Consider the following 26,111-nt stretch of genomic DNA (forward strand, 5'->3'; position numbering starts at 1 on the left):
CTCGCCGGCGCGCACAAACGTAACGCGACTTATTCGTCGCGTTGTGCGCCTCGCTGCGGCCTTGCCCGGGAAGGGGCGCGTCTTGGCGCCCCCGGGGCGGGCGGGTGAAATGGACGGCCTTTTTGAACATCCTGGGTATTCTTTCTGTTCATGTTGCACCGTGAAGCATTGTTGCTTCCGGTGTCACCCCGTGGTTTTTCAACATCCCGCCAAATCCGACCTTGACATTGCTCGCCGGCGGGGACGATGATCGACTAACGCCTCGGTGACGAGGCACGACAGCTTCAGGCTCAGGCTTTCGGGGGTTGGCGATGGACCATTCACCCAGAACCGGCGGCCTGCAGAAAAAGTTCTTTATCGCCCTCCTGATCGCCGGCATCGTCCCGGGGATCGTCGCTCTCGTTGCGACCTACCTGTTCAGCACGGACAGCCTCAAGCATACGATCGGCAGCAGCTTTCAGGAAATCGCCCGCTCGACCGCCATCCGCATTTCCTCGGCAGTCGACATGGAAATCGATCGCGCCGTCCAGTTGGCGGCCGCGCCCCTCCTCACCCGGCAGAACATCGAAGCCTCCAATCGGCGCTACGACGGCAAGTCCGATTCTGAGATCGAAGCCCTCGTCAACGCCGATCAGGGCCAGCGCGAGCGCAGCCGGGTCGACGCGGGAGGACTGTCGCAATCCGAGACCATCACCTACCTGCAGGAGTGGGCGAACAAGGAGCGCCATTACGTTCGCGTGATCGTCGCCGACAAACATGGCGTGCTCGTCGCCTCGAACGATCCGCAAGCCCCGGCCTACCATGCGCATGAAATCTGGTGGCAGGAAGCGATGGACAACCCGCTGGGAACGGCGTACGTGGGGAGTCTGCGCTTCGATCCGGCGTTGAACGACTATGTCTTTCCGCTCTCGGTCCCGGTACCCGGCCGCGACCGCGATGAACCGATCGGCGCCGTCGGGCTCCTCATCCGCCGCGATGTGTTGATGGACACGATCCTGCCCATTCGGGTCGGCCACACCGGGCATGGCATGCTGTTGGATACGGCGGGCACGCCGCTCGTCTGCCCGGTGTTGCCTCCGACCGAGCACTTGATCCAGCAAGTCTTGATCGACCAGCTCGCGCAAGATCGTCCGTCCTGGCTCGTGGTGGACGACGATGCACACGGCGGGCACGATTCGATCATCGGTGTCGCGCCCGTGAAGTTCTCGCACCGGCTGAGCCCGTTGAGCCTCGGCGGCGAGAAGTGGTTCGCGTTCGTCCGTCAACAGCCGGAAGAAACCTACGCGCCGCTCTACTCGCTGCTGCTCACGGTCGGTCTGGTCGGGTTCGGTCTTGTGGTCGTGCTCGCGTCGCTGGGATTCGTGATGGGGAGAAAGATCGTGAGCCCGATTCTTTCCCTCCAGCATCAGGCCGATCGCTTGCGCCGGGACATGATCGCGATGTCGTCCTCCGGCGCGCAGTCCGTCGAGCGGTTGGGAACGGCCGTCGACATTCGGACCGGCGATGAGATCGAGGACCTGGGCACGACGTTCAACGAGATGCGGAGGACGTTGGAGGACAGCCTCTACACGATTCGTCGGCAACACGACGAACTTGTGCGCAAGGAAAAGCTGGCGTCGGTCGGTCAACTCCTGGCGGCCCTGGCCCATGATTTGCGCAATCCACTCGCCGTCATCCGAAGCTCGGCGCAACTCGTCTTGGAGGAGGACCAGCCGGAGGAGATCAAACGCGAAGTGACGCGCTACATCATCGACGAAGTCGACAAGCTCACACATCGCATCAATGACTTCCTCCGGTACGCGCGCCAGAAGCCGCCGGAGCCGAAATCCATTGCGCCCGCCGCGCTGATCCACTCGGCGCTCTGGCAATGGAAGGCCCAGGGCGGGCACGAACGCATCACCGTCTCGGTCACGGTCGATCCCGATATGCCCGCCCTGTATCTGGATCCCGAGCAGGTGAAGGAAGCGCTCGTGAACCTGCTCGTCAATGCGCGCGAGGCGATGCCCGGAGGCGGCACGCTCACGGTGAGCGCGCGGCGGGCCGATGACGATCGGATTGCGATCAGCGTGGCCGACACCGGCTGTGGCATGTCGTCCGCACACCTGAAGCGAATCTTCGAGCCGTTTTTTACGACGAAAGATTACGGGACGGGCTTGGGGCTCACCAATGTCAAACGTCTCGTGGAGCACAACGGAGGGTCGATCGAGGTGGAAAGCGAGCAGGGCAAAGGCAGCCGCTTCACGATACGGTTTCCGGCGGCCGCTCACGGAGTCGGCGCGGGCCGCCCGCTTGAGTTGGATCAACAAGCACGGTAAGATGCCGCGTTTCGCCTTTCGCCTACACCATTTACAAGCGGGAGTAACACGTGTTTTGGGAATCACGGCAGAACAAGGACCGGCGTGATCGCCAGTGCTCCTTTTGCGGCAAGCGCGAAAACGTGGTGAAAAGCCTGATCGAGAGTCCTGCCCCCTACCATTGTCAGACCTGTCAAACCGGCTCCAATCTGCTGATCTGTAACGAGTGCGTCCGGCTCTGCACGACGTTCCTGTCCGAGGGATCGGGCGCGGCTGCCGCGACCGGGATGCCGACCAACATCCAACTCCCCAAGCCCACGGAGATGAAAAAGATCCTCGATCAGTACGTCGTGGGCCAGGAGCGGGCGAAAAAAGTCCTCTCGGTCGCCGTACACAACCATTACAAGCGGATCATGAGCCGGCAGCGACTGCGTGAAGTGGAGCTGCAGAAGGGCAATATTCTCATGATCGGCTCCACGGGCACCGGCAAGACGCTGCTTTCGCAAACGCTCGCCAAAATTCTGCACCTCCCGTTCGCGATCGCGGATGCGACCACGTTGACCGAAGCCGGCTACGTCGGCGAGGACGTCGAAAACGTCGTCCTCAAACTCCTGCAGGCGGCGGAGTTCGACGTGAAGCGGGCGGAGACGGGCATCATCTATATCGATGAGATCGACAAGATCAGCCGAAAGTCTGAAAGCGCGTCGATCACGCGTGACGTCAGCGGCGAAGGCGTCCAGCAGGCGTTGCTCAAGCTCGTCGAAGGCACCATTTGCAACGTGCCGCCGAAGGGCGGGCGCAAACATCCGGAGCAGGACTACATCCGAGTCGATACCACGAACATCCTGTTCATCTGCGGCGGCGCCTTCGTCGGCCTGGATCAGATCATCGGCCAACGCACGACGCAGCGGCGCATCGGGTTCGGCGCGGGCACCACCACGCGCGAGGCGACCAACGGCAACAATATCCTCGAAGCGGCCCAGCCGGAGGACTTGCTCAAGTACGGGCTCATTCCGGAATTCGTCGGACGCTTTCCGGTGATCACGACGCTGTCCGATCTCGATGAAGCGGCGTTGATCCGCGTCTTGACCGAACCGAAGAACGCGCTCCTGAAGCAGTACCAGGCCTTGTTCGAGTTGGAACACGTCAAGCTCGAGTTCACCTCCGACGCCGTGAAGGCGATCGCGCATCGCGCCGCCCCCATGAAGACCGGCGCGCGCGCCTTGCGCGCCATCTTGGAAGAAGTGATGCTCGACCTCATGTACGAAGTCCCGGCATTGCAAGACGTGAAATCGATCGTCATTACCGACGAAGTGATCAATGGAACCGGACAGCCGCAAATTGTGAACTAGTGCGTGTGAGCTCGCTTGGTTCGTCGCGTCCGGATCGAGGCGCGGCGCGATGAACGAAGAACGGACCGACCCTCTCCACCCTATGCCGCCCAAGATCCTCGTCGTTGACGACGAAGCGCACCTCCGGCGCGTGGTGTCTTTATATCTGCGCGGCCGCCACTACGAAGTCGAAACCGCCGAGAACGGGATCGAAGCGATCGACAAGGTCGCGCAGAACCGACCGGACGTGATCATCGCGGACATCGGCATGCCGGGGATGGACGGCTACGAGCTCTGCAGTCGCCTGCGCCGCGATCCGACGACCCGCACGATTCCTTTCATTTTCCTCACCGCCAAGGATCACGACACCGACCGGATCAAGGCCCGCAAGATCGGTTCGGACGACTATTTGACGAAACCCTGTCCGCTGGATCAGCTCGCCGAGCACGTCGATACGATGATCGATCGGATCGAGCAGGCGAAGCGGCTTCCGCTCGATCGCATCGGATTGAGCGGCCGTTTGGACGAGGTCGACGTCCTCGACCTCGTGCAGATGCTGGAGATGAGCCAAAAGACCGGCGCGCTCGTCTTGAGCCACGGCGAACGGACCGCGACACTGTATTTTAAGGAAGGCGCCATCGTCGATGCCGACATCCGGTCGCCCAAACGGGAGCAGCCGCTCTTTGTGCTGTTGGGTTGGAAGGCGGGTCGCTATCTGTTTCTTCCAGATGCCGTCCCCGAACGCATGCCGATTACAGCCAGTCTCGCGCATCTGCTGTTCGAAGACCTCAGGAAACTGGAGCAGCACGACGACAGCGAGCGACTCACCCCGGCGACCGTTCCGGCCGGTGCCGATCGCGTCGGTCAAGCATCGGCGAAGGTCGAGGCGATTGCCGCCAGGCTCCGGACGACCGGGCGAATCGGAGCCGACCACCTGACCCTTCGCTTGCTCGTCGTCGGGACGATGGGAGCGGGAAAGAGCGAGCTCATTCAGTGCCTGGTCCGCGATCTTTCGCCGTCACATTGGGCCGCAGTCGGTGTCGATGAACCGGAGCTTGAGCGGCGGACCGATTTCGGCCTCGTTCGACTCTCTGCCGAGACGCTGCTGCAACTCGTGTCGATCCGCGCCGAGAAGCGATTCCGGTCGATCTGGGAACAGGCGCTGCCGTCCGCGATCGGCGCCATCGTCCTCGTCAACCCGTCAGCGGAGAATGAGCTCTCGCACATTCACACGTTCCTGCGTGCCCGTCAGCATCTCGCCCCGTCCCTGCCGCTGCACATCATCGTGCTGAAACCCGGCCCGCTGTCCGCGTTTCCGGGTGTCGATCCGGCTGCGGTCTCGGTGGGATCATTTGAAGATCCACCGCTCCGCCTGTCCGTCCTCAATCGACTCCTCGACGACGTGATGACGCGTGGACGAGTTGAGCGCTGATCGTCATTGAGCGACGCGGTCCGACTATCGTTTCTCCCGGCCGGCCGACTCCTCGGGAGCGTAGAGACGCTTCCAAAGCCGTTGGAGATCAATCATGACCCGGAATCCATACGTCGGACCGGAATCGGTTCGTCCAAGCATGTCTTTCCACGTCTCCGCCACCCCGTAGGGAAATCGTATGGCGACCGTTCCGAAGCGGCGCTCGATGCCGTGACCCGACGGCGTGACGAAGAGCCCGGAGTCGATCATCGCGCCCAATTCCAGCTCCCATCGCGGCGGGCGTCTCGCGTCCCGATAGTCGGCGATGCTCACCGAGCCTTGCGCAATCCACGATTGATTCGCCAGCACCGACCCATCATACGCCGCTCCGCTCCAGACGCGTCCGTACCGGCCCATGGCCGAGAACCGTACATAGCGGGAGACCATGTCCACCGGCTCTGAGCGAAGACCGAACTGATCGCCCAGATCGGCCAGCGACAGCCGCCGCACGCCCACCCGCCCGTACAATTCCTGATACAAGGAGCCGACATCCAGCCCCAATCCACCGAAGACGGTCTCGCGATTCGAGAATGTGAACCATCGCGTCACCGTCCCGCCAATCATGAAATCCGCCACCCCAGTGCGACATTGATCGACGGGAACAGGATTGATGCCGAGCAGGCGATGCACGAAGTCGTTCTGCAAATTCTCAGACGGCTCGCGCCCGGTCGGGCCTGCGCCGACCGTGACATTGGCCATCCATCCCGGTCCTGCCCACGCCGGCACGCGCGTCACCGGAGTGGTCCACGTCACGGTCGCGAAATTGAACCCGGCGGACTGATTGATCGCGTTGAACCGGGCGCCGTTCCCGTTAAACTCGGTGAACCGGTTGACGGTGAACCCCGACATGAGGGTCGGATATTGATCCGGGTACGAGAGCGCACCCCAGTGGACGCTGGGGGCCGGCGTCTCGGCAGACGCGGGAGCCGTCACGGCGAGCGTGATGAGAAGAACCCGGACAGCGGTGCTGGCGATCGCCGGGGATGACAGGGCCATCGCCAGATGGAAACACGGCGCAGAAGCGCCCGGCCAGGCGCACGATGAGCAACGCCACGATCGCCGCGCCTGACCAACGATGTCAGAAGATGTGCCCCTTCGTTGTGCGAGGTCGATGCCGGTCGCAACTGTCGCATCAGACTGCGAGGGGATCGCGGAGATGTTGCCTCTTGGCCTCTCGCAACAATTTAATGAGATTCACGTCCCTCGCCCGGGTGGACTGTGCATACAGGCCTTCGGCGCGCATGCGTTCGATAATCTGCTCTTGGCGCACCCAATGGGCCGATGACATTTGCGCGATCGTCGCGGGAAAATCCTGCCACAACTCGCGATGCCGCAGCAGCCATTCCACCCGTCGCTGCCGTGCACTGGTCGTCTCCATGTGGTCTCCTCACGTTCCAAGGCTCAACCTGATGGCGGCTCTCCCTCCGTGAGCCTGGCAGACCCATCACAGATGGTCCCGCCCATCGAGAGCACCGGACACAACTGCCAATCGCTGAAAATCAGCGTGTCGAGGGAATCAGGCGACACCCACCGGAGGGGCACGGAAACGAGCCGCGTCGCTGACGGTCACAACCCCGGCGAAATGCCCGGGGACGCGACAAGGAGAGGAAGAGTCGAACGGTGCGCAATACGGACAGTCGGTGCTCGTGAGCGGAGAATGGCTGCTCTTGACGGGCTTCCGATGATCGGAGCCGCCAAGCGTCGAGAGATACAGTTCGCCCTTGTCGACGGTGGTCAGGCTCGTAACAACCGTGGCACGAACAGGGGGACGATGAGCCGGAGCCCGAAATTCGTTCGGGACATCCTTAGAGAAGACGGTATGCGGAATTTCGGTAAAGTGACTGGCGCCAAGATCTCTCTCGTCGGGAACTTGAGTGAGGTGAACATGAATGAGCGGAATGAGGCTGATCCACGCGACCAGCCATGCAACGATCACTGGGCGTCCCAGGTTGAAGACCCTCTCCATCGCCGGCAAGTAACAGGATTGATCGATGCCGCTGACGATTCGGCTGGGGGGAATATTCATACGCACTCGCATCCGCTCGATCTTACTCCGATCGCAGCCCCAGTCGTGTGCCGGAAGCGGTAAATCTCCCTCGGTCGGCCGGCAGCGCTGCTGTCTCCCTTAATCTTACGTATATCTCTTCCGCTGATGCGGCCTGAGCTCAGATTGCTATGGGGCCGCCGGGATCAATGATACGACGGAAAAGTTGACGGTGGCCTCCCGTTGGAAGAAGTCCTTCTCCTAACCTTCCTCGGCATCACCTGCAGGCTTGCGGCAGTGGCATTGCTTCTCGGGAGACTCTACGTAGGTTACGACAATGAACGAAGCTCTGACGCAGCTGCTCCGATGCCCGTTCTGCCATAGCTCGTTCCAGGCAAGCGGTGATGGTCCGACGATTCAGTTTGGCCTGTTGACGTGCCGCTGTCGGCGCTATCCGGTGGTCGGCGGCATTCCCATCATCCGGACCGGGACCCTCGGGAGTTGTGGGGAGTCCGTCGACGACGTGGTTCGGTGGATCGAGCGGCGCCGCTATCGGGAAGCCTTGCTTGCCGCTCTCATGCCGCCGCCACCTCAACCTCCCGCGCTTGCACCCCGTTGGCTGCGCAACGCCCCACCCTTCAAAGGCTGGTGGCGCATCACCCATTTCCTTCATGCACGGCGCGTTTCCGCGTGGCGCCGCGAAATGGCCGCGGCCCTTCTCCAGATCGATCCGGCCCACACCACGGCGCAATATTGTTTCGATCTGTACTTTCGCCGGTCCGGCAATCGCCAAGAAGGCTACAACTACTTCCTCTTTCGTCACGGCATGCCGCGGCATCTCGTCGCGCTCTCGATGATGACGCTCGTACCGCAACGGCGCGGCCCTGTGCTCGATCTGGCGTGCGGCTTCGGCCATCTCACGCGAAGCTTGGCGCAGCGTAATCCGGGTGGTGTCACCGTTGGTGTCGATCGGGTCTTCTTCTGTCTGTATGTCGCCGCCAGCCTCATCGGACGCAATGCGTGTTACGTCTGCGTCGATTTGGAGCAGCCGATGCCCTTCGCCCCGTCGTCCTTCTCCACGATTTTTTGCTCCGACGCGTTCCACTACGTTGAAGCCAAAGCGAGTCTCCTGCGGACGCTGACCCACTTGCTCGATCACACCGGTCTCCTGCTCATCGTCAGCATGCGTAACAGCCTCGTCCCGCAATACCATTCGTGCCTCTCGATGTCTCCGCGCGACTATGCCGCACTCGTTCCCTCTGTGCCGTACCGCCTTGTCTCAGATCAGGCAATTCTCGAGCGCTACCTGCAAGGGTTGGGGCCGCCGCTGGCACAAAACGAATCCTGGGAGACGCTGAACGGTCGCGACCTCGTCTCGCTCGTCATGACCCGCGATACGAAGGTATTTCGCGATCACGGTCCATTTGAGGCGTGGCCGCACGCGTCCGGCCGACTCCATCTCAACCCGCTCTATCAACCTGAGCGGGCGAACGGGAACATCCGCCTTCGCCGCATGTTTCCCTCCGAGCACTACGAGAAAGAAAACGATGAGTGCAAGACGTATCTCCCGGAATCGCTCACGGTGGCGCCGGCGCTTCTGGATGCGCTCCGCGCAGGGGTCCCGACCGACAGCATTGAGGAATTAGTCAAGTGCTGTGTGGCGCTCGACATGCCCGACGCGTATCTCACGGCCGATCACTGAGGATCATGTTCCGGACGCTCAAACGGTATTGCGAACGCAGCAAATGGTTTCTGCTCGCGAGCGATGTTCGCTGGTCCGTCCGGCGATGCCTCTTGGACTTTCAGCAATGCCGGGAAGCGCACGCCGTTGTCACGGTGGCACCGCCTGGTCCGGTCAAAGGTTCGGCATTGCTGTCGTACATGGTCCGTGGTTTTCTTTCTCCCGACGATCCCGTCTTGCGCAAGCACACGAACTATTGGCAATCCATCCAGATGGGGCGCACCCTCTTGACGCTCGGCTATCGGCTCGATGTGATCAGCTTCAAGAATCGATCGTTCTGGCCGGACCGTCCCTACGATATCGTGTTGGACGTTCGGCACAATCTTGGTCGTCTGGCCCCGTCCCTACCCGCCGATTGTCTGAAATGGTTTCATATCGACTCAGCGGACATCCTGTTTCACAACCTTGCCGAGGATCGCCGGCTCCTGGCGTTGCAGCAGCGCCGCGGCGTCACGTTGCCGCCACGTCGTTACGAGCGTCCGAACGACGGCATCCGGCACGCGGATGTGGTCACGACGTCCGGCAACGCCTTCACGATCGATACCTTTGGGTATGCCGGCAAGGTGATTCATCGCCTGCCGATCCCCGCGATCGTGTCCTACCCAGAGCCGCCGGAAAAAGACTGGGAACGATGCCGACGCCGGTTCCTGTGGTTCTCCAGTTGGGGCTTGGTGCACAAAGGGCTCGACTTGGCGCTGGAAGCGTTCGCGACGATGCCGCAGTATGAGCTCCTAGTGTGCGCGCCACTCGATCGCGAACCGGACTTCTGCGCGGCCTACCGAAAGGAATTGTTCGAAACGCCGAACATCCGGCCGATTGGCTGGGTCGATGTCGAAAGCCAGGCCTTCCACGGGGCGGCCGCGTCCTGCGCGGCCGTGCTGTCGCTCTCCTGTTCCGAAGGCGGCAACGCCGCGGTAATCAATTGTCTCAACGCCGGCCTTATTCCCATCGTCACCCGAGAGACCGGGGTGGACGTGCTCGATTTCGGCGTCGAGGTCGCCTCCGAACAGCTCTCGGCGATACAAACCGCAGTCACGAGGATTGGCGAGCTGTCGCCATCCGCCGTCCGCGAGCGAGCTCATAGAGCCTGGCAGTATGCGCGCCTGACACACACGCGTGAACGATTTACGGAAGCGTTTGATACCCTGATGCGCGACGCACTCTCCAGTCGCGCATCCAGACCGCGCGACGCGGTGCCATCCGAAGGACTGGCATCGGCCGCTTCACCACCTGAACGTCCCAGGCTCCGCCCGTCGTCCATCTAGCGTCGGAGCGGCATTGTCAGACACGCGCGGACGCCATGCACACGGCATCACGGACTAGGCTTGGCATGCCGGCTCGGCCAAGATATCTCTCTTGAACTCTTGAGCACTGGAGGATGCCATGAAACGAAACGGTTCGGCAGAATGGCGAGGCGACTTGAAGACGGGAAAAGGCACCGTCTCGACGGATAGTGGTGTCTTGTCCCAGACGCAATATTCCTTTGGCACCCGATTCGAAAACGGAAAGGGCACCAATCCCGAAGAACTCGTGGCCGCTGCGCACGCCGGCTGCTTTACCATGGCCCTCTCGGCCCAGCTCGGCAATGCGGGACTGGTGCCCGAGCAATTGAACACGACCGCCACGGTGACGTTTGAGAAACTCGAAGCAGGGTGGACGGTGACGCAGATTCATCTCGACGTGAAAGGGAAGGTACCGAAGGCCGATCAAAGCGCGTGGGAGAAGGCGACCGCGGCGGCGAAAACCGGCTGTCCGATCTCACGATTGCTGAACACGACGATCACGATGGACGCAAAGCTGGAAGCCTGAACACACTCGGCACTTATAACTCAGCACTCAGCACTGAATTAGGGCACGTCCGCCGCGCAGCGAAAGCCGACGCTCGGGCCCCAGTACGTCATCTCGTCCCAGGCGCGATAGCTCGCACGGAGCTCCAGCGGCCCCTGCGTCCAATCGCCGCCACGGAGTACGCGGAATGTCCCGCGCAGCGGGCCCTGCGGGTCTTGCGGCGGCATCATGCGGTAGTAGTCTTCGGCATACCAATCCCGCACCCACTCCCACACATTGCCGACAAGATCATACACGCCATAGGGAGACGCCGTATCCGGCACACTCCCGACCGGCATCGTCCCATTCGTGCCGACGGCACGTTCTTTCACCTTCGCCGTAATCGGCTCCTCGCTGTTGCCCCATGGATATCGGCGTGCATCGATGCCACGGGCGGCCTTCTCCCATTCCGCTTCAGTAGGAAGGCGTGCCTCACGCCACTGACAATAGGAATGCGCCTGTTTCCACGTGACGTTGGTCACCGGGTAGTCGAGGTGGGCCGGATCCTCATAGGCGCGCCGATCCTTGGGCGGCGTGCACACGCCCGCGGTGACGCAGCGCTGATACTGCCGGTTGGTGACTTCGTACCGATCGATCCAATAGGAACTGAGCGTGACGCGGTGCATCGGCCGGCTGTCGGGAAGCCCGCTGTCGGTTCCCATCCAAAATTCACCGGCAGGGATCAGCACCATGCCGTCGGGTGGCTGGGTGCCTTTTTCGGCCAACGCCTGCAGTTCCTGCTGTTGGGTCGCCGCGAGTTGGTCGCGCACCTTGATCAGCGCTTCCCCGTCATCCTTCCCGTTGCTTCCTGGATCGGACGACACAGACAGCGGCGGTTTGGGAGCCGGCCGGCCGGGGGCCGGTCTGGCAACACCGGGCGGACCATCAGACGATCCTGACGATGTGACCGGCGATTCTCCGCCACGGACCGCATCAATCCGCACGGTGGTCCGTGCGATCATTTGAACCGCGGTGGCCTCGCCTGTTCGTTTGCGCGTCTTGGATTTGGCCTCGATCCGCGCTTTCCCGATCGACGTGAAGTCGAAGTCCGGAATGTTGGCCAGCAGCGGGAGCGCATAACTGATCGGAACCGCGAAGCCCATGCCTTCCGGCACAATCCCGGACGGGTGGCTGAACTTCGTCGTGACCAGTGCCACCACTTCTCCCTCGCGGTTGAACACCGGTCCTCCGCTGTTGCCGGGATTGATCGCCGCGTCGATTTGAAAGACGCGTTTGACGCCCTTGCTTCGCACCGCCGACACCCGGCCGTGCGAGATCGAAATTTCCCGCAAGCCGAACGGGAATCCCGCCACGATCACTTCTTGATCCAACGACACGGCCCCCGCGTAGCCGATCGGCGCCGTCGATAAGCCCACCGTGTCGATCTTGAGCAGCGCCAAATCATGCTCCGGGTCTGACGCGATCAAGACGGCGGGCGCCTTGAAATCACCCGGCGTGACGACACTGAGGCGGCGCGCGTTCATCACGACGTGGTGCGCCGTCAACACGTACCCATCGCCATGGACGATCACGCCGGTGCCGGCCGGCTTCTCGAGCAAGCCCTGGCCGTGCGCCGGCATGGCGAGCCCCATGCCGCTCACCAGCATGACGACGAGCACGAAGGACGGCACCTTCATTTTGATAGCGGAATCACGACACTGATCGCCCCGGCGTTCTGGCCCAATTGTAACCCTTCCCGGGGGTGCCCCGTCTTGTCTGGTTCGCCTCTAGGTTCTCCATGGCAGGCCAGGCACTGACGGGTCGTGTACAGCGGGTACATCAACCGCAACGCACGGGTCTTGGTGGTCACCTCGGTGATCGCCTGCTCGCGCGGATGAGCCGGATCACCGAAGAGTTTGAGTGTCGCCCGTTCAAAGGGGTCGGGCGCATTGGAGGGGTTTCTGGGCGTAAGCGACGTCTGCTTGAGCCGTACGCCCGTGAGCTCAGTAAAGCGTCCGGCAACCCGTGAACCGAACACCGCGGGAATCAGGTCCGGCGTCGGTCTAGCCGGTCCTTTCGGACTCGGCTCATACTCGCTCATGATCTGCTTGCTGACGGTAACCATGACGGTGAGCCATCGCTTGGCCTTATCGGGGATTCGGCTTTCATGGAGCGCACGCAGATCGAGCCCGGTCCGCGTTCGGAACTCCTCGATGAGCAGACGCTCGAACAGCGCCGCGGTCATCGGGCGCTCGGCCGCTCCTTCCGCCGTATCCCGATGCTCATTGATCACCGCGCGCCCGGAATCGAGAAGCACGGCGAGTAGCTGAGCCGACGTTTCCAGCTCCAACAGTGTCTGGAAAGGAGGGCCGGTATCGGAAGCGACCTCGTGCGAGAGCGCTGGGTTGATGAGCAATACCATCATCGCGCCGAGCAGGAGGAGCACCGCGCACGATGACGTGAAAGGTAGGACCCATGGACCGCCCGTGTTTCTACGGCGGCGGTCGCCGTCTAGAGTGGTCCCGCTCCCAACTGACTCAAGGTCATGAATATCGCCCCGGCCCTCCATAATCATCGACGTGAGTCCGGTCCTCGATCCATCGCTCACCGCGAGCGATGAATGTCGATCATCATGTTGTCTTCATCCAACTCGAGGACGACGGACGCCCCTTCGCCGATCATCGACAGCTTGTTCCCGGCCAATGAATCGACATCGAAGCGCTCTTCCCCGTCAGGCGTCGCAAGCTTCACTTCACTCCAAAACGTATCCGCATAGGCCAACTGCCCGCTCACCAGCCGATGTCCATGGCCCGGCCGGCCCGCTTTGTGCGCATCAAGCAACACATTGCCGCTGTCCACGGCCAGCACCACTGTATCGCCAGGGTGCAGATCGAAGAGCCCGAGCCGGTCGGCCTTTGCGGGACCGATGGCTCGCGGACGCAACCCCGTCGTCGGCTCCACGAAAATGAAGCCCGAACTGATTTTGCTGACGGTCCCACTGATTTCATGATGCTTCCCGGTTATCCCCGCCGAGTCCTGCGCATCGCCGAATGCGGGCACGGCCAGACAGGACATCGCCAGGCCCACAATAATCGCTGATGCACGCACCATAGACTCCTCCCTTCCTGCTGATCCTTCACCGTGGACAACACAATGGGTGCTGACCGCCGGGTTACGCAGCGTCTCTCGTCTGCATACCATCCGAAAGGGACGTCCACAGGACTCGATCGTCATCAAAGCCGACATGACTGTGATGACGGAGCTGGGACTCGCTTTCGTTTGCCATTGAGGCGGCCAACACCCAATGCATCGCCACAACCGTTACGATTCCGATCAGCTCGACCATACCGCCCTCGCTTCCTCTTTGCTCTTTTCCCTCATACGCCCGGATCGATCGTCACGCCCCGCGACTGCTCCTGCTCCTCGGGCTCCGGAAGAGGAAAGAGGACCTCCAACAGGACGAAGAGCAGGATCAGAAAGGCCGCGACACTCGTCACAATCGTCCACTCATAGGCCGTCATGATGACCTCGCCCAGGCCGTGCGCCTATTACCTAACTCGGAGAATCCTCCTCCCTCCATGCCCTGACCGGTCGATTTGATCTCACCTGTTCGGGTGAGATGACCATCGCGCATCACCGGGCGGGCCCTTGGAGTTCCACCTCATCGCATCCGGCCTCGTGGCAACTCAGGCCCCGCTCGGACGGCGCGCGCTCGGGGACCGACAAGCCCATCAATCGGTCCGCTTCGGTCGGACGTTCGATCGAAGACGTCGCGAGATCCACGCCGAGGGGATGAGCGGCGACGGCCACACGATAGAGGTTTCGCGCCGCGGGATCGGGAATGCCGTACGCATGCGCGCGCAGCATCGTGAGCAGTTCCTCCATCGCGACCATGACGATCTGATCGTCGGCGCGGTCGACACCGTTCTTTGCCCGATCCAACACATCGACGTACGGCTGCCAATTTCCCTCGGGATAGATCGTTTGGTAGAAGACGAGGGAGTCAGCCACGTCGTAGATCCAGAGGTGTTCGGCGTTGGCCGCGATCGCCGCGGTCAGCCATAGAACGGTCGCGGCGCATACCGTCACGGTCCACCGTTGACGACCGATGCGCTGCATACATCCTCCTTACGTCTCACGGTCCACACGGGCGTACGTTACACCGTCGACGGGCATCAGGCGACTCCCCGCAGGATGGATTTCCACTCGCCCGATCGGGCGACCGTTGCACGTCGAGACACTGCTGCCGAGCATTCGCTCCTTTCCCTACTTCGCCGTCAGATACAGGAGCACCGCCTCGACGCGACCAGTCACACCGAGCTTGCGATAGATGTGGTGAAGATGGGTTTTCACGGTATCGGATGAGACACAGAGCTGATCGGCGATTTCCTTGTTGCCGCGGCCACCCGCGGCACAGGCGAGAATTTCCCGTTCACGATCGGTCAGGGCCGCGAGGCCGCCCGCCTGTTGGTCGCTGGCCTGCATGACGGATTGATAGGCGTTACGCGCGAGGCGGTCGGGCAGGTACGGCGACGTCACGACCTGGCCCTCGTAGGTACCGCGAATGATCCGGAGAAATTCGGCGTGATCGGCATCCTTCAAGATGTAGCCGCTCGCCCCAGCCTGTACCGCGGCCACGATCCGATTGTCGTCGTCGTGCACGGACAGCATCAACACCTTCACGTCGGGCTGGCAGCCTTGGATCAGCCGAGTCGCCGTCACCCCGTCGAGCTTCGGCATGTCGACGTCCATCAGCACCATGTGAGGTTTGAGCTCCATGACGAGGTTGAAGGCCTCGCGACCATCCGTCGCTTCCCCGACCACGACGAGATCCGGCTCACGCTCCAGCAAGCACCGGAGGCTTTGTCGAAAGAGGCGCTGGTCTTCCGCTATGACAAGTCTGATGGGCATGACGCGTCGCCGGACATCGGCAAGGCGACGGAAAACTGCGCGCCGCCGATCGACCGATTCGCGGCCCAGATTCGACCATGATGGGCCTCGACGACCAACCGGCAGAAATGGAGCCCGAGCCCGCGGCCGATCCGGAGGTCGTGTCCGTCCTTCTTGCGGAAAAACATCTCGAACAAATACGGCAGGTCCTCGGGTTGAATCCCCGGCCCCTCATCCTCGACCCGTAGGATCAGCACCGGATCGCCGGGGATCCCCATGCCGACCGGCAGCGCCCCTTCTCGGCCCTGTTTGATCGAAATCGTAATGACGCCATTCGGCGGCGAATACTTCAGCGCGTTATGGATCAAGTTGATCCCGACCCGCAGCAATCGCCGGCGATCGCCTCGGATCGGGATCGCTTCCTCCGGACAGTCGAGGTGAAAGCTCACGCCCTTGGCCTCCGCCTCGGGGCGGAAGAGATGAACGGCTTCCAGGAACAGGGCCCGCGCAGAAAACGTCGACACGATCAACGGCAGGCCGGCGTAGCTTTCCTGGTAGACGTCGAGCATGTCGTTGATCATGCCGAGGAGCAGATCGGTCGTGAGCTGCAGATCGGCAAACCAGCGCGACAGCGGCGCCGCCTGCAATTCCTGACGCCGGGACAGCAGTTCCAACGTCTTTTTGATGCCGGCCAAGGGATTGCGGATGTCATGCGCAAACATCGAGGCAAACTGGCTCAGGGACGCCAGCCGCTCGGACCGCACCAGTTGCTGCTCCAACTGGCGACGTTCAGTCATGTCGGTCAGTTGCAGCAGCACCTCGGTCATGCCTTTCGCGTCTTCGATCGGCACGATGTCGAGATCCACGGTCAGCACGACGCCGCTTTCCGTCGGCACGCGGAGGCCCGGCGCCGACAACTGCCGTCCGCTTCCCACCACCTGGGCGAGCAGCCTCTGGACGCGCGACCGATCATGCTCGAGAAACACCTTGATGGCGGGCAGACCGACCAGTTGGTCAGTGCGGCTTCCGAGCTTCGCCTCCGTCCGGCGGTTGACGTCCCGGATGACGCCGAACGCGTCGACGATCAACTCGGCATCAACGGCATGATTCCAGAGCGTGCGGTAGTATTCTTCGCACTTCTGCACCGCTCGCATCGCCTGGCCGTGTGCCGTCTCGCTCATCCGTGTCTCCAACCTCCACTGGTGGGCGTTGACCGGCCTGTCTCTTCGACATCCGGCCCTTGGACACACGCACCCGCCGTTCCGTGTTGAGCCGCCCTATCGCTCGACGCCGCGGCCGAGCGGCCCTTACGCCGCATGCCGCGAACGAGAGGTCGCGTCCGCCTCGCCACCGGTTGGCGGCGTCTGCTTCTCGACATCGGGTGGCGCTTCGACGCCGCCGTAGAAGAGATCGAGCGAAAAAAAGAACAACGTCACCAGGGTGAGCAGTCCGGTGACGATCCCCCAATATCCCCAAGACATATGCGCTCCTTGCAGAGCGAGGTTAAGGTCGAGGTGAAGGTGAACACCCTCAGCCTCAACCTTAACCTCAACCCGCTCTTGCGACTTAGGCCGTCTTCCTGTAGGTGAACCTGGCTTCCTCTTCGCTGACCACCGGCTCCGGCCGGCCCATCGGGATGAACAGGCCGACGACGAAGAGACCGATCAGCGCAAGCGAACCGATCGTCAGCCAACCCATCGGTGTCTCCGGCCACGTGCGCTCCCTCGCCGCCGACGCGCCCATTGCCCCCTCAGCCATCGCCAACGTGCCGAAGCGGTCCGCCACTTCCTCCCCGTGCAAGGACGCCAGCGCGACGAGGGCGAGCTGCGTTTGGGCCGTCCCCTTTGCCTCGATCGCCCGATCTTGCGCCGAGAGGACGTCGAGTGCGGCCATGGCGAGACGCGGCTGCATCCGCTCGACGGCTGCCACTGCCTCACGTGCCGTTTCCACGATCGTCCAGCCGATGCGCGACTCACGGCCGAAGATGTGGTCCTGCTCCATCCGGTTCCCCATCGACTCGGCGGTTTGAATCAGATGCCGGTTGTACGCGGTAGTCGTCCCATCGGCATCCACCAGTCCCGCTCGAACCCCGCGTGACGTGCCTTCGGTGATCGCGCGTCCGAGCACGTACTGCACCCGGGCCGCATGATCGGAATCCAGACGCGTCATGTTCGCGATCGCGTCATCGACCGCCGTCCGGCTGGCCTCTTCGGTGTACTCCGCGGTGATGAGGGTCCGGTTCAACGTCATCACCGCCTCGCGGAGCGCCGCGTTCTGGGAGCGCTCGATCAAGGCGTTATCGACGATGGCCTGGCCCAACGCCGGCTGCACCCATTGCATGGGGCCACTGCTCTCAACGAACGCAACTTGCTCCGTCCCGTTGGCGGGTGTCAGGCCTTCGATCGCGCCATCTGCAGACATGAACATGAAATAGCCGCCGATCACGGTGGCGAACACACCGATTGCGACCACGAGGTCGATTGGTTCAAGTGGGCGTCTCATTTGATCCTCCTTGATGGCTGGCAAATCCTAAACGTTCAGATTTTTCGCAAGGCCAGTGCCATGGGGTAAGTCCTTGATGTCGCGCGGATATGAGAAGCGGGAAGCAGCCGAAATCAGGGTGAATGGTGGTGGCTTTCAACCACCGATTGAGGAAAAGCACCAGCTTTGAGAGGAGAGCGTGATTGCGCTATTGCGCACATCGAGGAAGCAACGCGAAGCGGACGATCTTCTCACTGGGCCGTGACGAGCTTCAGCCTACCGGAGTTCGACGATCGTCACGCCGTCGCCACCCTCCGCGCGCTCGCCGGGCCGGAACGCCGCCACATAGGGAGAACCTTTGAGATAGTCGCGGAGAGAAGCTTTGAGCCGCCCGGTTCCATGGCCATGAATCAGCCGCACGATCGGTGTGCCGGCAAGCACCGCATGGTCGAGCGCCGCAATGGTCGCATCCAGCGCCTCATCGGCGGTCTTCCCGCGGAGGTCCAGCACCTCGGAGGTCGCCTCCAAGCCGTGACGTCTGCCGCCCGGTTTCAATGCCTGGCTCTGTTGGGCGGGGGGAGGCGGCTGGTCGGTGGACGGCTGAAGCGATCGGATGTCGACCGACATGTCCCGATCGCCGACTCGCACCCGCACCCGCTTCTTGCCCCTCGGCGACTCGAGGAGAGTGGCCGTGGTATGGAGCCCGACGATCTCAACGGCGCTCCCGGCCGTCAACTGCTCCGGCGACACCTGATCGGTGGGCACCATCATCCTCGCCATGCGCTCGTTTAATTCGGCCAGTCTCCGCTTGGCCTCACGTGCCCGCTCGATGCTCTGCTCCTTCTTGAGGTCCTCGAGAACGGCCTGAATTTGCGCGCGCGCCTCGGCGACGTCCTCGGCCCACTTCTTCTTCAGCCGCTTTCGCTCCTCCCGCTCGCCGGCCGCGAGCCGATCCGCGACCTCTTGAGCCTGCCGCGCGGATTGCTCCGTTTGCTTCCGCAACGCGACGACCTTCGCTTGATCCTCCTCGAGTCGGCGCTGCCTCTCTTGAAGATCACCGAGCATCTGCTCGATCGCGCGGTCCTCGCGCCGCAACAGTTGCAAGGCTTTATCCAAAATCGTCTCATCCATGCCGAGGCGCCCCGCGATGTCGATGGCCGCCGAGCCGCCCGGTACGCCCAGGATCAACCGGTACGTGGGCGAAAGGGTCGCGACATCAAAGCCGACGCTGGCATTCACAAAGCCGGGCGTCGTTTGAGCGAGCGCCTTGAGCGAGTTGTAATGCGTCGTCACCACCACTTTCATACCGAGGCCTGCCAGTCGCAGCAGCAGGGCTTCGGCCAATGCCGCCCCTTCGGCAGGGTCCGTCGACGTCACCGGCTCATCGAGCAGGACGAGCGCTTGGGTTCCCGCGTCACGCCCCACCGCGGAGGCGCGCTCGAGCAGTTCGATCATTTGTGTCATGTGGGCCGAGAAGCTCGAGAGACTCTTCGTCAGGTCCTGCGCGTCCCCGATGTTCGCAAAGACCTCCGGGAAAAACCCCATCTCGGAATCGGCACTGCACGATGGCTGGAGGCCTGCGCGAACCATCAGCGCGAACAGCCCGAGAATTTTGAGCGTGACCGTTTTGCCGCCGGTATTCGGCCCGGAGATAATCAGCACGCGCACGGATTCATCCATGACGATGTCGTTCGGCACCACGCGTTCTTTCGTCACGACCAAGAGCGGGTGACGCGCCTGCCACAGCGCGATGCGACCGTTCGGGGCGAGCGAGACGGTGTGTCCACCGATCCGTTCGCTGAGCGCCGCCTTCGCCGCCACACAATCCAGCTCACCGAGCGCCTCAACGGCTCGGCTCATCGTCTCGGCATGGTTCGCCACCTCTGAGGAGAGAACCTGAAGGATGCGCCGGACCTCGCGGTCCACTTCGAGTTCGGCGACCTTGATCGCATTGTTCAACTCCACCAGCTCGCGCGGCTCGAGGAAGACGGTGGCGCCGCTGGCGGACACATCATGCACGATGCCGGGGATCTTCCCCCGCATGTCGGCTTTGATCGGGAGGACATACCGACCCTCTCGTTGCGCAAAGTAGCGCTCTTGGAGCACGTCGGCATAGCGACTGGAAGCAAGGATCGTTTCCAACCGTCGCCTCATCGTCTGCTTCAGGTCGTGCGCCTCGCTGCTGAGCCGGCGCAACTCCGCGGTCGCCGATTCCTTGATATGGCCGTCCTCGTCGATGCAGCGATCGATCTGGCGCTTTATCCCTTCCAGCCGCTCGATGTCCGCAAGCGGGTCAGCGAGATCGGCAAGCGTCGGCGCCTGCACACGGTAACGCTTCATATATCGCTCTACTTCAAGCGCGACGCCGAGCAGGACCGAAAGATCGCGCAGCTCGTGCGGCTCGAGCACCGCCCCCTTCCCGACGCGACTCAGAACTTGGCGCACATCTGGGCAGGCGACCGAAGGAAACGGGTTGGAGGACTGCTGCAAGGCCACCATTTCGGCGGTCTCTCGTAGACGAGCCCGGGCACGCTCCAAGTCGGTCTCCGGCTGGAGCCGCCGGCAGCGCTCCACTCCGACAGTCGACCGGGCGGAGGCGGCGAGCAGCTCGAGCACACGATCCCATTCGAGCACGGAGGCCGTTTGTGTCGACAACGACGATTCCATACGAATGACTGTACCGAAATCCAAAAGGGACGGGCAACATCGTCACCCGGCGGCCCAATTGCAATCGCTTGGGGCTTCGCCTAGCATGGGCTATCGTGATGATTCATCCGCTGCCCTTTGCGAATGCGCTGGCTGCCACCACCGCCGTCCTGGCCGTCCTGCTGATCGCACTGCGTGTGGCGGCGCCCACGGCATTTCAATTCGTCTTCAACGCTCAGTTCTTCGGCGCCGACGTGGCAGCGCTACTGCCCGCCCAGATGGATCCCACGAAAATACTGGGCGAGATTGTCGCGTTCGTCGGCGGAGCCTGGGGCTTCGGGCTCCTCGGCGCTGTCATCTATAATCGGCTCATCGCCGGCCGACACCGTTGACGGCCATGCCGCTGTCCGCGCGCCTGCTCGAGGCTGTCATCAGAGAGATGACGCCGCCCATTACGGGCGGCTGGATTCAAAAAGTCTTTCAGCCGTCCCCGCGAACCCTGGTATTCGAGATCCGAACACCAGGCCGGACGCATCTCCTCTTGCTTTCGGCCGATCCTGACACCGCCCGCCTACACTTCGTTGACCATCGCCCCCCCAACCCGCCGAGCCCGCCGCCCTTCTGTCAGTACTTGCGCGCGCATGTTCAGGGTGCGCGGATCGACAGTGTCGAGCAGGTCAACGGCGACCGAATTGCCCGCCTGCGGCTCACCACCCGCCACGGCCCCTTGTCGCTGATCGCTGAATTGACGGGCCGGTCCTCGAACCTGCTGCTGCTCGACGCCGACGATAACATTCTCATTGCTTTGGATCGTGAGCGGGTGAAGGTCGGCGAACCGTACCAACCGCCGGCGAAGCCGCCGCACACGGCTCTCGGTAGCGAGAACGAGGCGATGCAGCTGAATTCCACCGCGCCGTTCCCATACTCGGCATGGCTGGAACGCACGTATCACGGCCGCGAGCAGGCGGCAGCCCGTGACCGATGGCTTCAACAGCACCGCGCTGCGATCGCGAAACAGATCAAGAAAACGACACGCCGAATTGAGGCGCTACGCGGCGATTGGGAGAAGGCCCAGCGCTACGAGTGCTACGCGCGCTATGGCGAACTCCTGAAAGGCCAGCTTCACGCGATTGCCAAAGGACAGGACCAGATCGTCGTCGTCGATTACTTCGATCCGCAATTGCCGGAGCTCGTCCTGCCACTCGATCCCGCCAAAAGCGCGCAAGGCAATTTGGATGACTACTTCAAGAAGCATCGCAAATACGTGACCGCCGCCCGCGAACTGACCCCACGGATCGCCGACACGGAAGCGCAGTTGGCCGCGTTGCGCGCCGAGCAGGCGGCGCTCAACCGCGGTGAGGTCCGTGAAACATCCGGGGCGGCTCCGGCCGCAGGAAGTCACATGACTCGGCGTTCGGCTTCTCACGAGACCGAGCAGCGCCGCGGCCCGTTCCGCCGGTTCGTCTCGACCGATGGTTGTCCCATCTACGTCGGCCGGAATGCAGGAGAGAACGAGAGGTTGACGTTTGGGGAGGCGAGACCCGACGATCTCTGGTTGCATGCGCGGGGCGTCCCCGGCTCGCACGTCGTCGTCCGGCTGGACAAGGGAGCCGATCCTCCGCCTGAGACGCTCAAGGAGGCGGCGATGCTCGCGGTGCTCTACAGCGATTTCAAGAAAAGCGGGAAGGGGGAAGTGATCTACACACGTCGCAAGTACGTGCGGAAGGCGAAAGGAAAGCCGCCGGGAACCGTGGTCGTCACACAGGAGAAATCAGTCTTCGCCGCGGTGGACCGGCGCCGCCTCGACGCGTTGAAAGCGCGGCAAGCGGCGCCGTAACGACTACTTGGAGGGGGCCGCCGCCTGCTTCTCAACCTTCAAGATGTTGACGTCGAACACCAAGGCCTTTCCTGCCAATGGATGATTGAGATCGACCACCACACTGTCGGGTTGCACGGCCACGACCGTTGCTTCCATGCCGTTCGACGCCCGTAGGCGCGTCCCGACCTTCGCCTCGGCCGGCACTTGGTTCTTCGCCACCGTGACTTTTTTCTTCTCGTCATACTGACCGAACGCCTCTTCCGCCGGCACGAGCACATGTTTCTTGTCGCCGGCCTTCAACCCGATCAGTGCTTTTTCGAGTCCCGGGAGAATTTCCTGATTCCCTTGCACATAGGAAATCGGCGTCTTGCCCACGTTGCTTTCGATCACCGTCTTGTCGGGAAACGCGAGCGTATATTCGAGCGTGACTTTCATGCCATCGGCGACGACTGGGCGACTCTCAGCGGCATAGCCGCTGGCGTAGACGACAAAACAAAGGAGTGCCGCGGTAATCAGTATGCTTGGGGAAGATCCCGTGTGTTTCATGACAACCTCCTTTCATTCATGTTCCGGATGCCGGCAGAAAGAACACGTCGATTTTTTAGTTGGTTCCGCGTATGCTCCCTCAGTCAACCCGGGAAACAAGGACGCGTTTTAGTATGTGGGCCGATGAGCCGATTGGATAGACAGGAGGCCAAGTATGCCGGACGTCAAGAACGCTCCGCCATCCCACACGGTCCTCGTGGTCGACGACGACCCTTCCATTGTACGGCTGTGCGTAGAGACGCTTCGCGCCCGAGGGTTTACGGTCCTTGAAGCATCGGGCAGCCCCGAGGCGCTGAAGCTGTGCTCGCAGCATCCCGCCCCGATCCATCTCCTCATTGCCGATCTCTTCTTGCCACCCCCCGCGCTTCAACTCGCGGGCGGCAAGAGCCAGTTTGCACGGGTCCATGGGCACGAGCTTGTCCATCACATCATTGCCGCGAAGCCGGAGACGCGTGTCCTGTTGATGTCCGCTTACTCCACCGACGAGCTCAAGGAACACGGGATTGTCGCCGACTCACTGCCATTCCTTCGCAAGCCTTTTACACCCGACGCGCTCGCTCAGGCGGTCGAACAGGCGCTGAACGGACCTCCCGTCAAAGTCGAGACAAAGGGGAAGTCCCAATCCGGAGAGGGAAAGGACGTGGAGTGGTTCGACTGAGGAAGGTGCAGCGGGCCGCGACGCAGCCCGCTGCCGAAATTTACTTACCAGCGATCGCGCTTGCCGCCACGGCCGCCAAAGCCGCCGCGGCCGCGCCCCGCGTCGCCGCCTGTGCGGGCTTCCTGCGGTCGCGCTTCATTCACGGTCAAGGTCCGGCCGCCGAATTGCGATCCGTTCAACGCGGAAATCGCCGCCGACGCCTCTTCGCCGGATGACATCTCGACGAAACCGAATCCCCGGGATTGGCCGGTGAACTTATCGGTGATCACGCGAGCCGATTCCACGGTGCCGTGTGATGCAAACAGATCGTTGAGTTCCTGGTCGGTCGCCGAATAGGGCAAGCCACCGACATAAATCTTTGAACCCATCTGGGTTCCTCCTTTCAAAAAAATGATATTGTCTTGGACTCGACGACGACGGGAAGGGACCGGCTGAAGACGCGAGGAACAAGCGGCTTAGCTGCGACTCCCGATGACAGTCTCGGGCAAAACAACATCGGTGAAGGGCCTCTTATCACGACTTCACCGCAAAGGCCCATGCGCTGAAGTGAGGCTATCGTACCACGGGGCGATACCGACAACAAGAAGATTCCCAAAAAATCTTTTTCCGCTGTCTCCAGCAATAGACACGCACGGACGACGCGATACTATTGATGGGGCCGGTGTCCGGATAGGATGCGTTCGTGATGAATAGCACAGTGGAGAGCAGTCGCTCGGGAGCGAGAGAGACCGCGCTGGCGTGGGCTCACGGCGTCACACGGTATCAATGGCTGGTCTTACTCGTCGCATGGATGGGCTGGGTCTTCGATTCGATGGATGCGACGATCTACGCCCTGGTGCTCCATCCCGCGCTGGACGAACTGCTACAACGGACGGCCGGCGGTCATGCCTCAACGGAACTCGTCGGCTGGTACGGCGGCATCATCTTTTCGATCTTCCTCATCGGGTGGGCGGTGGGCGGCGTCCTCTTCGGGCTCATTGCCGACTGCATCGGCCGCACGAAGACGCTGATTGTCACGATCCTCATTTACGCCACCTTCACCGGCCTCGCCGCGCTGTCTCAGGATTGGTGGCATCTAGCGGTGTATCGGTTTTTAACTGCGATCGGCATCGGGGGGGAGTGGGCGGCCGGCGCAGCTATCATTGCCGAGACGTGGCCGGAGGACAAGCGCGCAAAAGCGGCCGGCGTGCTCCAATCGGCGTGGGCGGTCGGCTTCTTCTTGGCGGCGGCCTTTAATCTGATGCTCCGCGGCTATGGCTGGCGGGCCCTATTCCTCGTCGGGATCGCGCCGGCACTCGTCGCCCTCCTCGTTCGACTATGGGTGAAGGAACCCGAGCGATGGGTCGAGGCGCACGAACAGGAACGCCGGTGCGGCGCACAGCGGCTCAAGAAATTACCCGCGCTGTTCCACGGCCGCTTGGCGCGCTCGACATGGGTCGGCTCGACACTCGCGTTCGTTGCGGTCTTCGGTCTCTGGGGCGCGACGAATTGGACGCCGGGCTTGATCCGGTCCTTGCCGGAGATGCGGGAGCTGGCCGGCCCGGCTGTCACCGCTTCGGTCAGCTACGCCATCATGCTGCTGAACGTTGGGGCCGTGATCGGCTACCTCAGCTTCGGCCCGCTGGCCGATCGCTTCGGTCGGCGCGCAGTCTTTGCCGTGATGTGCGCGGGCAGCTTCATCATGCTGCCCGTTATCTTTTACGCGCCGTCGAACTACTCTCACGTGCTGGCCCTGCTCCCCATTCTCGGCTTCTTCAACAACGGCATCTTCAGCGGCTTCCCGATTTACCTACCGGAACTGTATCCCACGGCGCTGCGCGCAACGGGCGCCGGCTTTTGCTTCAACGCGGGACGCATCCTCGCCTCCGTCGGACCATTCGTCACCGGCACGCTGGTCGCAACGCTCGGAAGTATCGGCGCCGCGGCGAGCGCGGTCGCCCTGATCTATCTCGTGGGGCTTGCCGTCCTCCCCTTTGCGCCGGAGACCAAAGGACGACCATTGCCGGATTAACCAACAAAGAGGTACACATGGAATCATCGCGTTTTCCCGTTTGGGCGGTTCTCTCAGCACTCAGCACTCGGCACTCAGCACTTCTTTATGCAGTCGCCCTGCTGTTGCTCACACCACCAACCGCGCTCTCACAAACATCGATCGCCAGCGTGAAAGACTACGGCGCGTCGTCCAACCTCCAAGGCGTCACGCTCGAAGGCATCGTCCATCTGAAGTCCCGCGGCCGCGATACCAAAGGCTGCGGCTCCTACGCGATGACGCTCGAAGACGACACCGGCACCATCGACATCAGCGTCCGCCGAGCCCGACGCCTCCCGCTGCTCGTCGAAGGCGAGCGCGTCCAAGTCTTCGCCCAAATCCAAGTTGTGAGACAAGGCCAAGGCTATCCGTCAAAAGTCTGCGTGCAGGCCAGGGAGATCAAGCGACTGGAAAACAGATGAGAGCCGGCGGCTTGACCTGATGCGGACGAAGG

The 26,111-nt window shown here is 62.3% G+C and carries 26 protein-coding genes; 11 read left to right on the forward strand and 15 right to left on the reverse strand.

What is annotated here, in order from left to right; translation table 11 throughout:
* Positions 1 to 311 precede the first annotated feature (311 nt).
* From AC1U7K_RS05025 to AC1U7K_RS05035, 3 genes are read left to right on the forward strand one after another with little or no spacing between them, the layout of a single operon-like run.
* Complete coding sequence (locus tag AC1U7K_RS05025) at positions 312 to 2,315, forward strand: ATP-binding protein (protein WP_480249752.1); 2,004 nt, start codon at positions 312 to 314, stop codon at positions 2,313 to 2,315.
* A gap of 50 nt (positions 2,316 to 2,365) precedes the next feature.
* Positions 2,366 to 3,646: an ATP-dependent Clp protease ATP-binding subunit ClpX gene (clpX, locus tag AC1U7K_RS05030; protein ID WP_480249753.1), complete on the forward strand. Its 1,281-nt coding sequence runs from the start codon at positions 2,366 to 2,368 to the stop codon at positions 3,644 to 3,646.
* Positions 3,647 to 3,695: 49 nt separating this feature from the next.
* Positions 3,696 to 5,057 carry a response regulator gene (locus AC1U7K_RS05035; RefSeq protein WP_480249754.1) on the forward strand — a complete coding sequence of 454 codons (1,362 nt, stop codon included), beginning with the start codon at positions 3,696 to 3,698 and terminating at the stop codon, positions 5,055 to 5,057.
* A 24-nt stretch (positions 5,058 to 5,081) separates the two neighbouring features.
* Here the strand turns inward: AC1U7K_RS05035 and AC1U7K_RS05040 are convergent, their stop codons facing one another.
* From AC1U7K_RS05040 to AC1U7K_RS05050, 3 genes are all read right to left on the reverse strand, one after another.
* Positions 5,082 to 6,092: a hypothetical protein gene (locus AC1U7K_RS05040; protein ID WP_480249755.1), complete on the reverse strand. Its 1,011-nt coding sequence runs from the start codon at positions 6,090 to 6,092 to the stop codon at positions 5,082 to 5,084.
* A 136-nt stretch (positions 6,093 to 6,228) separates the two neighbouring features.
* Positions 6,229 to 6,474, reverse strand: coding sequence for a hypothetical protein (locus AC1U7K_RS05045; RefSeq protein ID WP_480249756.1), 246 nt, complete (start codon positions 6,472 to 6,474; stop codon positions 6,229 to 6,231).
* A gap of 138 nt (positions 6,475 to 6,612) precedes the next feature.
* A complete protein-coding gene (locus tag AC1U7K_RS05050; RefSeq protein WP_480249757.1) occupies positions 6,613 to 7,134 on the reverse strand; it encodes a hypothetical protein in 522 nt (173 codons plus the stop codon).
* 283 nt (positions 7,135 to 7,417) lie between these two features.
* On the opposite strand from AC1U7K_RS05050, the gene AC1U7K_RS05055 reads away from it, so the two are divergent.
* From AC1U7K_RS05055 to AC1U7K_RS05065, 3 genes are all read left to right on the forward strand, one after another.
* Positions 7,418 to 8,782 carry a methyltransferase domain-containing protein gene (locus AC1U7K_RS05055; RefSeq protein ID WP_480249758.1) on the forward strand — a complete coding sequence of 455 codons (1,365 nt, stop codon included), beginning with the start codon at positions 7,418 to 7,420 and terminating at the stop codon, positions 8,780 to 8,782.
* A 5-nt stretch (positions 8,783 to 8,787) separates the two neighbouring features.
* Positions 8,788 to 10,086 carry a glycosyltransferase gene (locus tag AC1U7K_RS05060; RefSeq protein WP_480249759.1) on the forward strand — a complete coding sequence of 433 codons (1,299 nt, stop codon included), beginning with the start codon at positions 8,788 to 8,790 and terminating at the stop codon, positions 10,084 to 10,086.
* Between the two features lie 118 nt (positions 10,087 to 10,204).
* Positions 10,205 to 10,630, forward strand: coding sequence for an OsmC family protein (locus AC1U7K_RS05065; RefSeq protein ID WP_480249761.1), 426 nt, complete (start codon positions 10,205 to 10,207; stop codon positions 10,628 to 10,630).
* A 38-nt stretch (positions 10,631 to 10,668) separates the two neighbouring features.
* Here the strand turns inward: AC1U7K_RS05065 and AC1U7K_RS05070 are convergent, their stop codons facing one another.
* From AC1U7K_RS05070 to AC1U7K_RS05115, 10 genes are all read right to left on the reverse strand, one after another.
* A complete protein-coding gene (locus AC1U7K_RS05070) occupies positions 10,669 to 12,285 on the reverse strand; it encodes an SUMF1/EgtB/PvdO family nonheme iron enzyme (RefSeq protein WP_480249763.1) in 1,617 nt (538 codons plus the stop codon).
* The gene (locus AC1U7K_RS05075; RefSeq protein WP_480249764.1) at positions 12,282 to 13,034 is read right to left on the reverse strand and encodes a Tll0287-like domain-containing protein; all 753 of its coding nucleotides are present in this window, start codon (positions 13,032 to 13,034) and stop codon (positions 12,282 to 12,284) included. Before AC1U7K_RS05075 ends, AC1U7K_RS05070 begins: the two co-directional genes overlap by 4 nt.
* A 158-nt stretch (positions 13,035 to 13,192) precedes the next feature.
* Entirely contained in the window at positions 13,193 to 13,699 is a 507-nt protein-coding gene (locus AC1U7K_RS05080) for a hypothetical protein (protein WP_480249765.1), read from the reverse strand.
* A 266-nt stretch (positions 13,700 to 13,965) separates the two neighbouring features.
* Positions 13,966 to 14,109: a hypothetical protein gene (locus AC1U7K_RS05085; RefSeq protein WP_480249767.1), complete on the reverse strand. Its 144-nt coding sequence runs from the start codon at positions 14,107 to 14,109 to the stop codon at positions 13,966 to 13,968.
* 112 nt (positions 14,110 to 14,221) lie between these two features.
* Positions 14,222 to 14,707 (reverse strand): hypothetical protein, encoded by a 486-nt coding sequence (locus AC1U7K_RS05090; protein ID WP_480249769.1) that lies wholly within the window; start codon positions 14,705 to 14,707, stop codon positions 14,222 to 14,224.
* A gap of 147 nt (positions 14,708 to 14,854) precedes the next feature.
* Positions 14,855 to 15,499, reverse strand: a complete 645-nt coding sequence (locus AC1U7K_RS05095; protein ID WP_480249770.1) for a response regulator — start codon at positions 15,497 to 15,499, stop codon at positions 14,855 to 14,857.
* Entirely contained in the window at positions 15,478 to 16,659 is a 1,182-nt protein-coding gene (locus AC1U7K_RS05100) for a two-component system sensor histidine kinase NtrB (protein ID WP_480249772.1), read from the reverse strand. Before AC1U7K_RS05100 ends, AC1U7K_RS05095 begins: the two co-directional genes overlap by 22 nt.
* Positions 16,660 to 16,785: 126 nt before the next feature.
* Entirely contained in the window at positions 16,786 to 16,959 is a 174-nt protein-coding gene (locus AC1U7K_RS05105) for a hypothetical protein (protein WP_480249773.1), read from the reverse strand.
* Between the two features lie 85 nt (positions 16,960 to 17,044).
* The gene (locus AC1U7K_RS05110; protein ID WP_480249776.1) at positions 17,045 to 17,980 is read right to left on the reverse strand and encodes a hypothetical protein; all 936 of its coding nucleotides are present in this window, start codon (positions 17,978 to 17,980) and stop codon (positions 17,045 to 17,047) included.
* 255 nt (positions 17,981 to 18,235) lie between these two features.
* Positions 18,236 to 20,614: an endonuclease MutS2 gene (locus AC1U7K_RS05115; RefSeq protein WP_480249777.1), complete on the reverse strand. Its 2,379-nt coding sequence runs from the start codon at positions 20,612 to 20,614 to the stop codon at positions 18,236 to 18,238.
* 110 nt (positions 20,615 to 20,724) lie between these two features.
* On the opposite strand from AC1U7K_RS05115, the gene AC1U7K_RS05120 reads away from it, so the two are divergent.
* Together AC1U7K_RS05120 and AC1U7K_RS05125 are read left to right on the forward strand one after the other, a co-directional pair.
* On the forward strand, positions 20,725 to 20,997 hold the full coding sequence (locus tag AC1U7K_RS05120) for a DUF5676 family membrane protein (RefSeq protein WP_480249779.1): 273 nt from the start codon (positions 20,725 to 20,727) through the stop codon (positions 20,995 to 20,997).
* A gap of 5 nt (positions 20,998 to 21,002) precedes the next feature.
* Positions 21,003 to 22,442: an Rqc2 family fibronectin-binding protein gene (locus AC1U7K_RS05125; RefSeq protein WP_480249781.1), complete on the forward strand. Its 1,440-nt coding sequence runs from the start codon at positions 21,003 to 21,005 to the stop codon at positions 22,440 to 22,442.
* Positions 22,443 to 22,445: 3 nt separating this feature from the next.
* Here AC1U7K_RS05125 and AC1U7K_RS05130 read toward each other — a convergent pair whose 3' ends face one another.
* Entirely contained in the window at positions 22,446 to 22,970 is a 525-nt protein-coding gene (locus AC1U7K_RS05130) for an FKBP-type peptidyl-prolyl cis-trans isomerase (protein ID WP_480249783.1), read from the reverse strand.
* A 154-nt stretch (positions 22,971 to 23,124) separates the two neighbouring features.
* Between AC1U7K_RS05130 and AC1U7K_RS05135 the strand changes: the two genes are divergently transcribed.
* On the forward strand, positions 23,125 to 23,628 hold the full coding sequence (locus tag AC1U7K_RS05135) for a response regulator (RefSeq protein WP_480249785.1): 504 nt from the start codon (positions 23,125 to 23,127) through the stop codon (positions 23,626 to 23,628).
* A gap of 44 nt (positions 23,629 to 23,672) precedes the next feature.
* Here AC1U7K_RS05135 and AC1U7K_RS05140 read toward each other — a convergent pair whose 3' ends face one another.
* Positions 23,673 to 23,996, reverse strand: a complete 324-nt coding sequence (locus AC1U7K_RS05140) for an RNA recognition motif domain-containing protein (RefSeq protein ID WP_480249786.1) — start codon at positions 23,994 to 23,996, stop codon at positions 23,673 to 23,675.
* Positions 23,997 to 24,313: 317 nt separating this feature from the next.
* On the opposite strand from AC1U7K_RS05140, the gene AC1U7K_RS05145 reads away from it, so the two are divergent.
* Positions 24,314 to 25,639 (forward strand): MFS transporter, encoded by a 1,326-nt coding sequence (locus AC1U7K_RS05145; protein WP_480250237.1) that lies wholly within the window; start codon positions 24,314 to 24,316, stop codon positions 25,637 to 25,639.
* A 17-nt stretch (positions 25,640 to 25,656) separates the two neighbouring features.
* A complete protein-coding gene (locus AC1U7K_RS05150; protein ID WP_480249787.1) occupies positions 25,657 to 26,079 on the forward strand; it encodes an OB-fold nucleic acid binding domain-containing protein in 423 nt (140 codons plus the stop codon).
* The last annotated feature ends 32 nt before the right edge of the window (positions 26,080 to 26,111 follow it).

It is taken from the genome of Nitrospira sp. Vd2, assembly GCF_979581665.1.

Coding starts and splice junctions, on each gene's coding strand:
- AC1U7K_RS05055 (WP_480249758.1), top strand. CDS start 7,418: ATGAACGAAGCTCTGACGCAGCTGCTCCGATGCCCGTTCTGCCATAGC.
- AC1U7K_RS05050 (WP_480249757.1), bottom strand. CDS start 7,134: ATGCGAGTGCGTATGAATATTCCCCCCAGCCGAATCGTCAGCGGCATC.
- AC1U7K_RS05145 (WP_480250237.1), top strand. CDS start 24,314: ATGAATAGCACAGTGGAGAGCAGTCGCTCGGGAGCGAGAGAGACCGCG.
- AC1U7K_RS05080 (WP_480249765.1), bottom strand. CDS start 13,699: ATGGTGCGTGCATCAGCGATTATTGTGGGCCTGGCGATGTCCTGTCTG.
- AC1U7K_RS05125 (WP_480249781.1), top strand. CDS start 21,003: ATGCCGCTGTCCGCGCGCCTGCTCGAGGCTGTCATCAGAGAGATGACG.
- AC1U7K_RS05090 (WP_480249769.1), bottom strand. CDS start 14,707: ATGCAGCGCATCGGTCGTCAACGGTGGACCGTGACGGTATGCGCCGCG.
- AC1U7K_RS05120 (WP_480249779.1), top strand. CDS start 20,725: ATGATTCATCCGCTGCCCTTTGCGAATGCGCTGGCTGCCACCACCGCC.
- AC1U7K_RS05150 (WP_480249787.1), top strand. CDS start 25,657: ATGGAATCATCGCGTTTTCCCGTTTGGGCGGTTCTCTCAGCACTCAGC.
- AC1U7K_RS05025 (WP_480249752.1), top strand. CDS start 312: ATGGACCATTCACCCAGAACCGGCGGCCTGCAGAAAAAGTTCTTTATC.
- AC1U7K_RS05135 (WP_480249785.1), top strand. CDS start 23,125: ATGCCGGACGTCAAGAACGCTCCGCCATCCCACACGGTCCTCGTGGTC.
- AC1U7K_RS05065 (WP_480249761.1), top strand. CDS start 10,205: ATGAAACGAAACGGTTCGGCAGAATGGCGAGGCGACTTGAAGACGGGA.
- AC1U7K_RS05095 (WP_480249770.1), bottom strand. CDS start 15,499: ATGCCCATCAGACTTGTCATAGCGGAAGACCAGCGCCTCTTTCGACAA.
- AC1U7K_RS05140 (WP_480249786.1), bottom strand. CDS start 23,996: ATGGGTTCAAAGATTTATGTCGGTGGCTTGCCCTATTCGGCGACCGAC.
- AC1U7K_RS05070 (WP_480249763.1), bottom strand. CDS start 12,285: ATGAAGGTGCCGTCCTTCGTGCTCGTCGTCATGCTGGTGAGCGGCATG.
- AC1U7K_RS05105 (WP_480249773.1), bottom strand. CDS start 16,959: ATGTCTTGGGGATATTGGGGGATCGTCACCGGACTGCTCACCCTGGTG.
- AC1U7K_RS05035 (WP_480249754.1), top strand. CDS start 3,696: ATGAACGAAGAACGGACCGACCCTCTCCACCCTATGCCGCCCAAGATC.
- AC1U7K_RS05110 (WP_480249776.1), bottom strand. CDS start 17,980: ATGAGACGCCCACTTGAACCAATCGACCTCGTGGTCGCAATCGGTGTG.
- AC1U7K_RS05045 (WP_480249756.1), bottom strand. CDS start 6,474: ATGGAGACGACCAGTGCACGGCAGCGACGGGTGGAATGGCTGCTGCGG.
- AC1U7K_RS05060 (WP_480249759.1), top strand. CDS start 8,788: ATGTTCCGGACGCTCAAACGGTATTGCGAACGCAGCAAATGGTTTCTG.
- AC1U7K_RS05130 (WP_480249783.1), bottom strand. CDS start 22,970: ATGAAACACACGGGATCTTCCCCAAGCATACTGATTACCGCGGCACTC.
- AC1U7K_RS05100 (WP_480249772.1), bottom strand. CDS start 16,659: ATGAGCGAGACGGCACACGGCCAGGCGATGCGAGCGGTGCAGAAGTGC.
- AC1U7K_RS05085 (WP_480249767.1), bottom strand. CDS start 14,109: ATGACGGCCTATGAGTGGACGATTGTGACGAGTGTCGCGGCCTTTCTG.
- AC1U7K_RS05040 (WP_480249755.1), bottom strand. CDS start 6,092: ATGGCCCTGTCATCCCCGGCGATCGCCAGCACCGCTGTCCGGGTTCTT.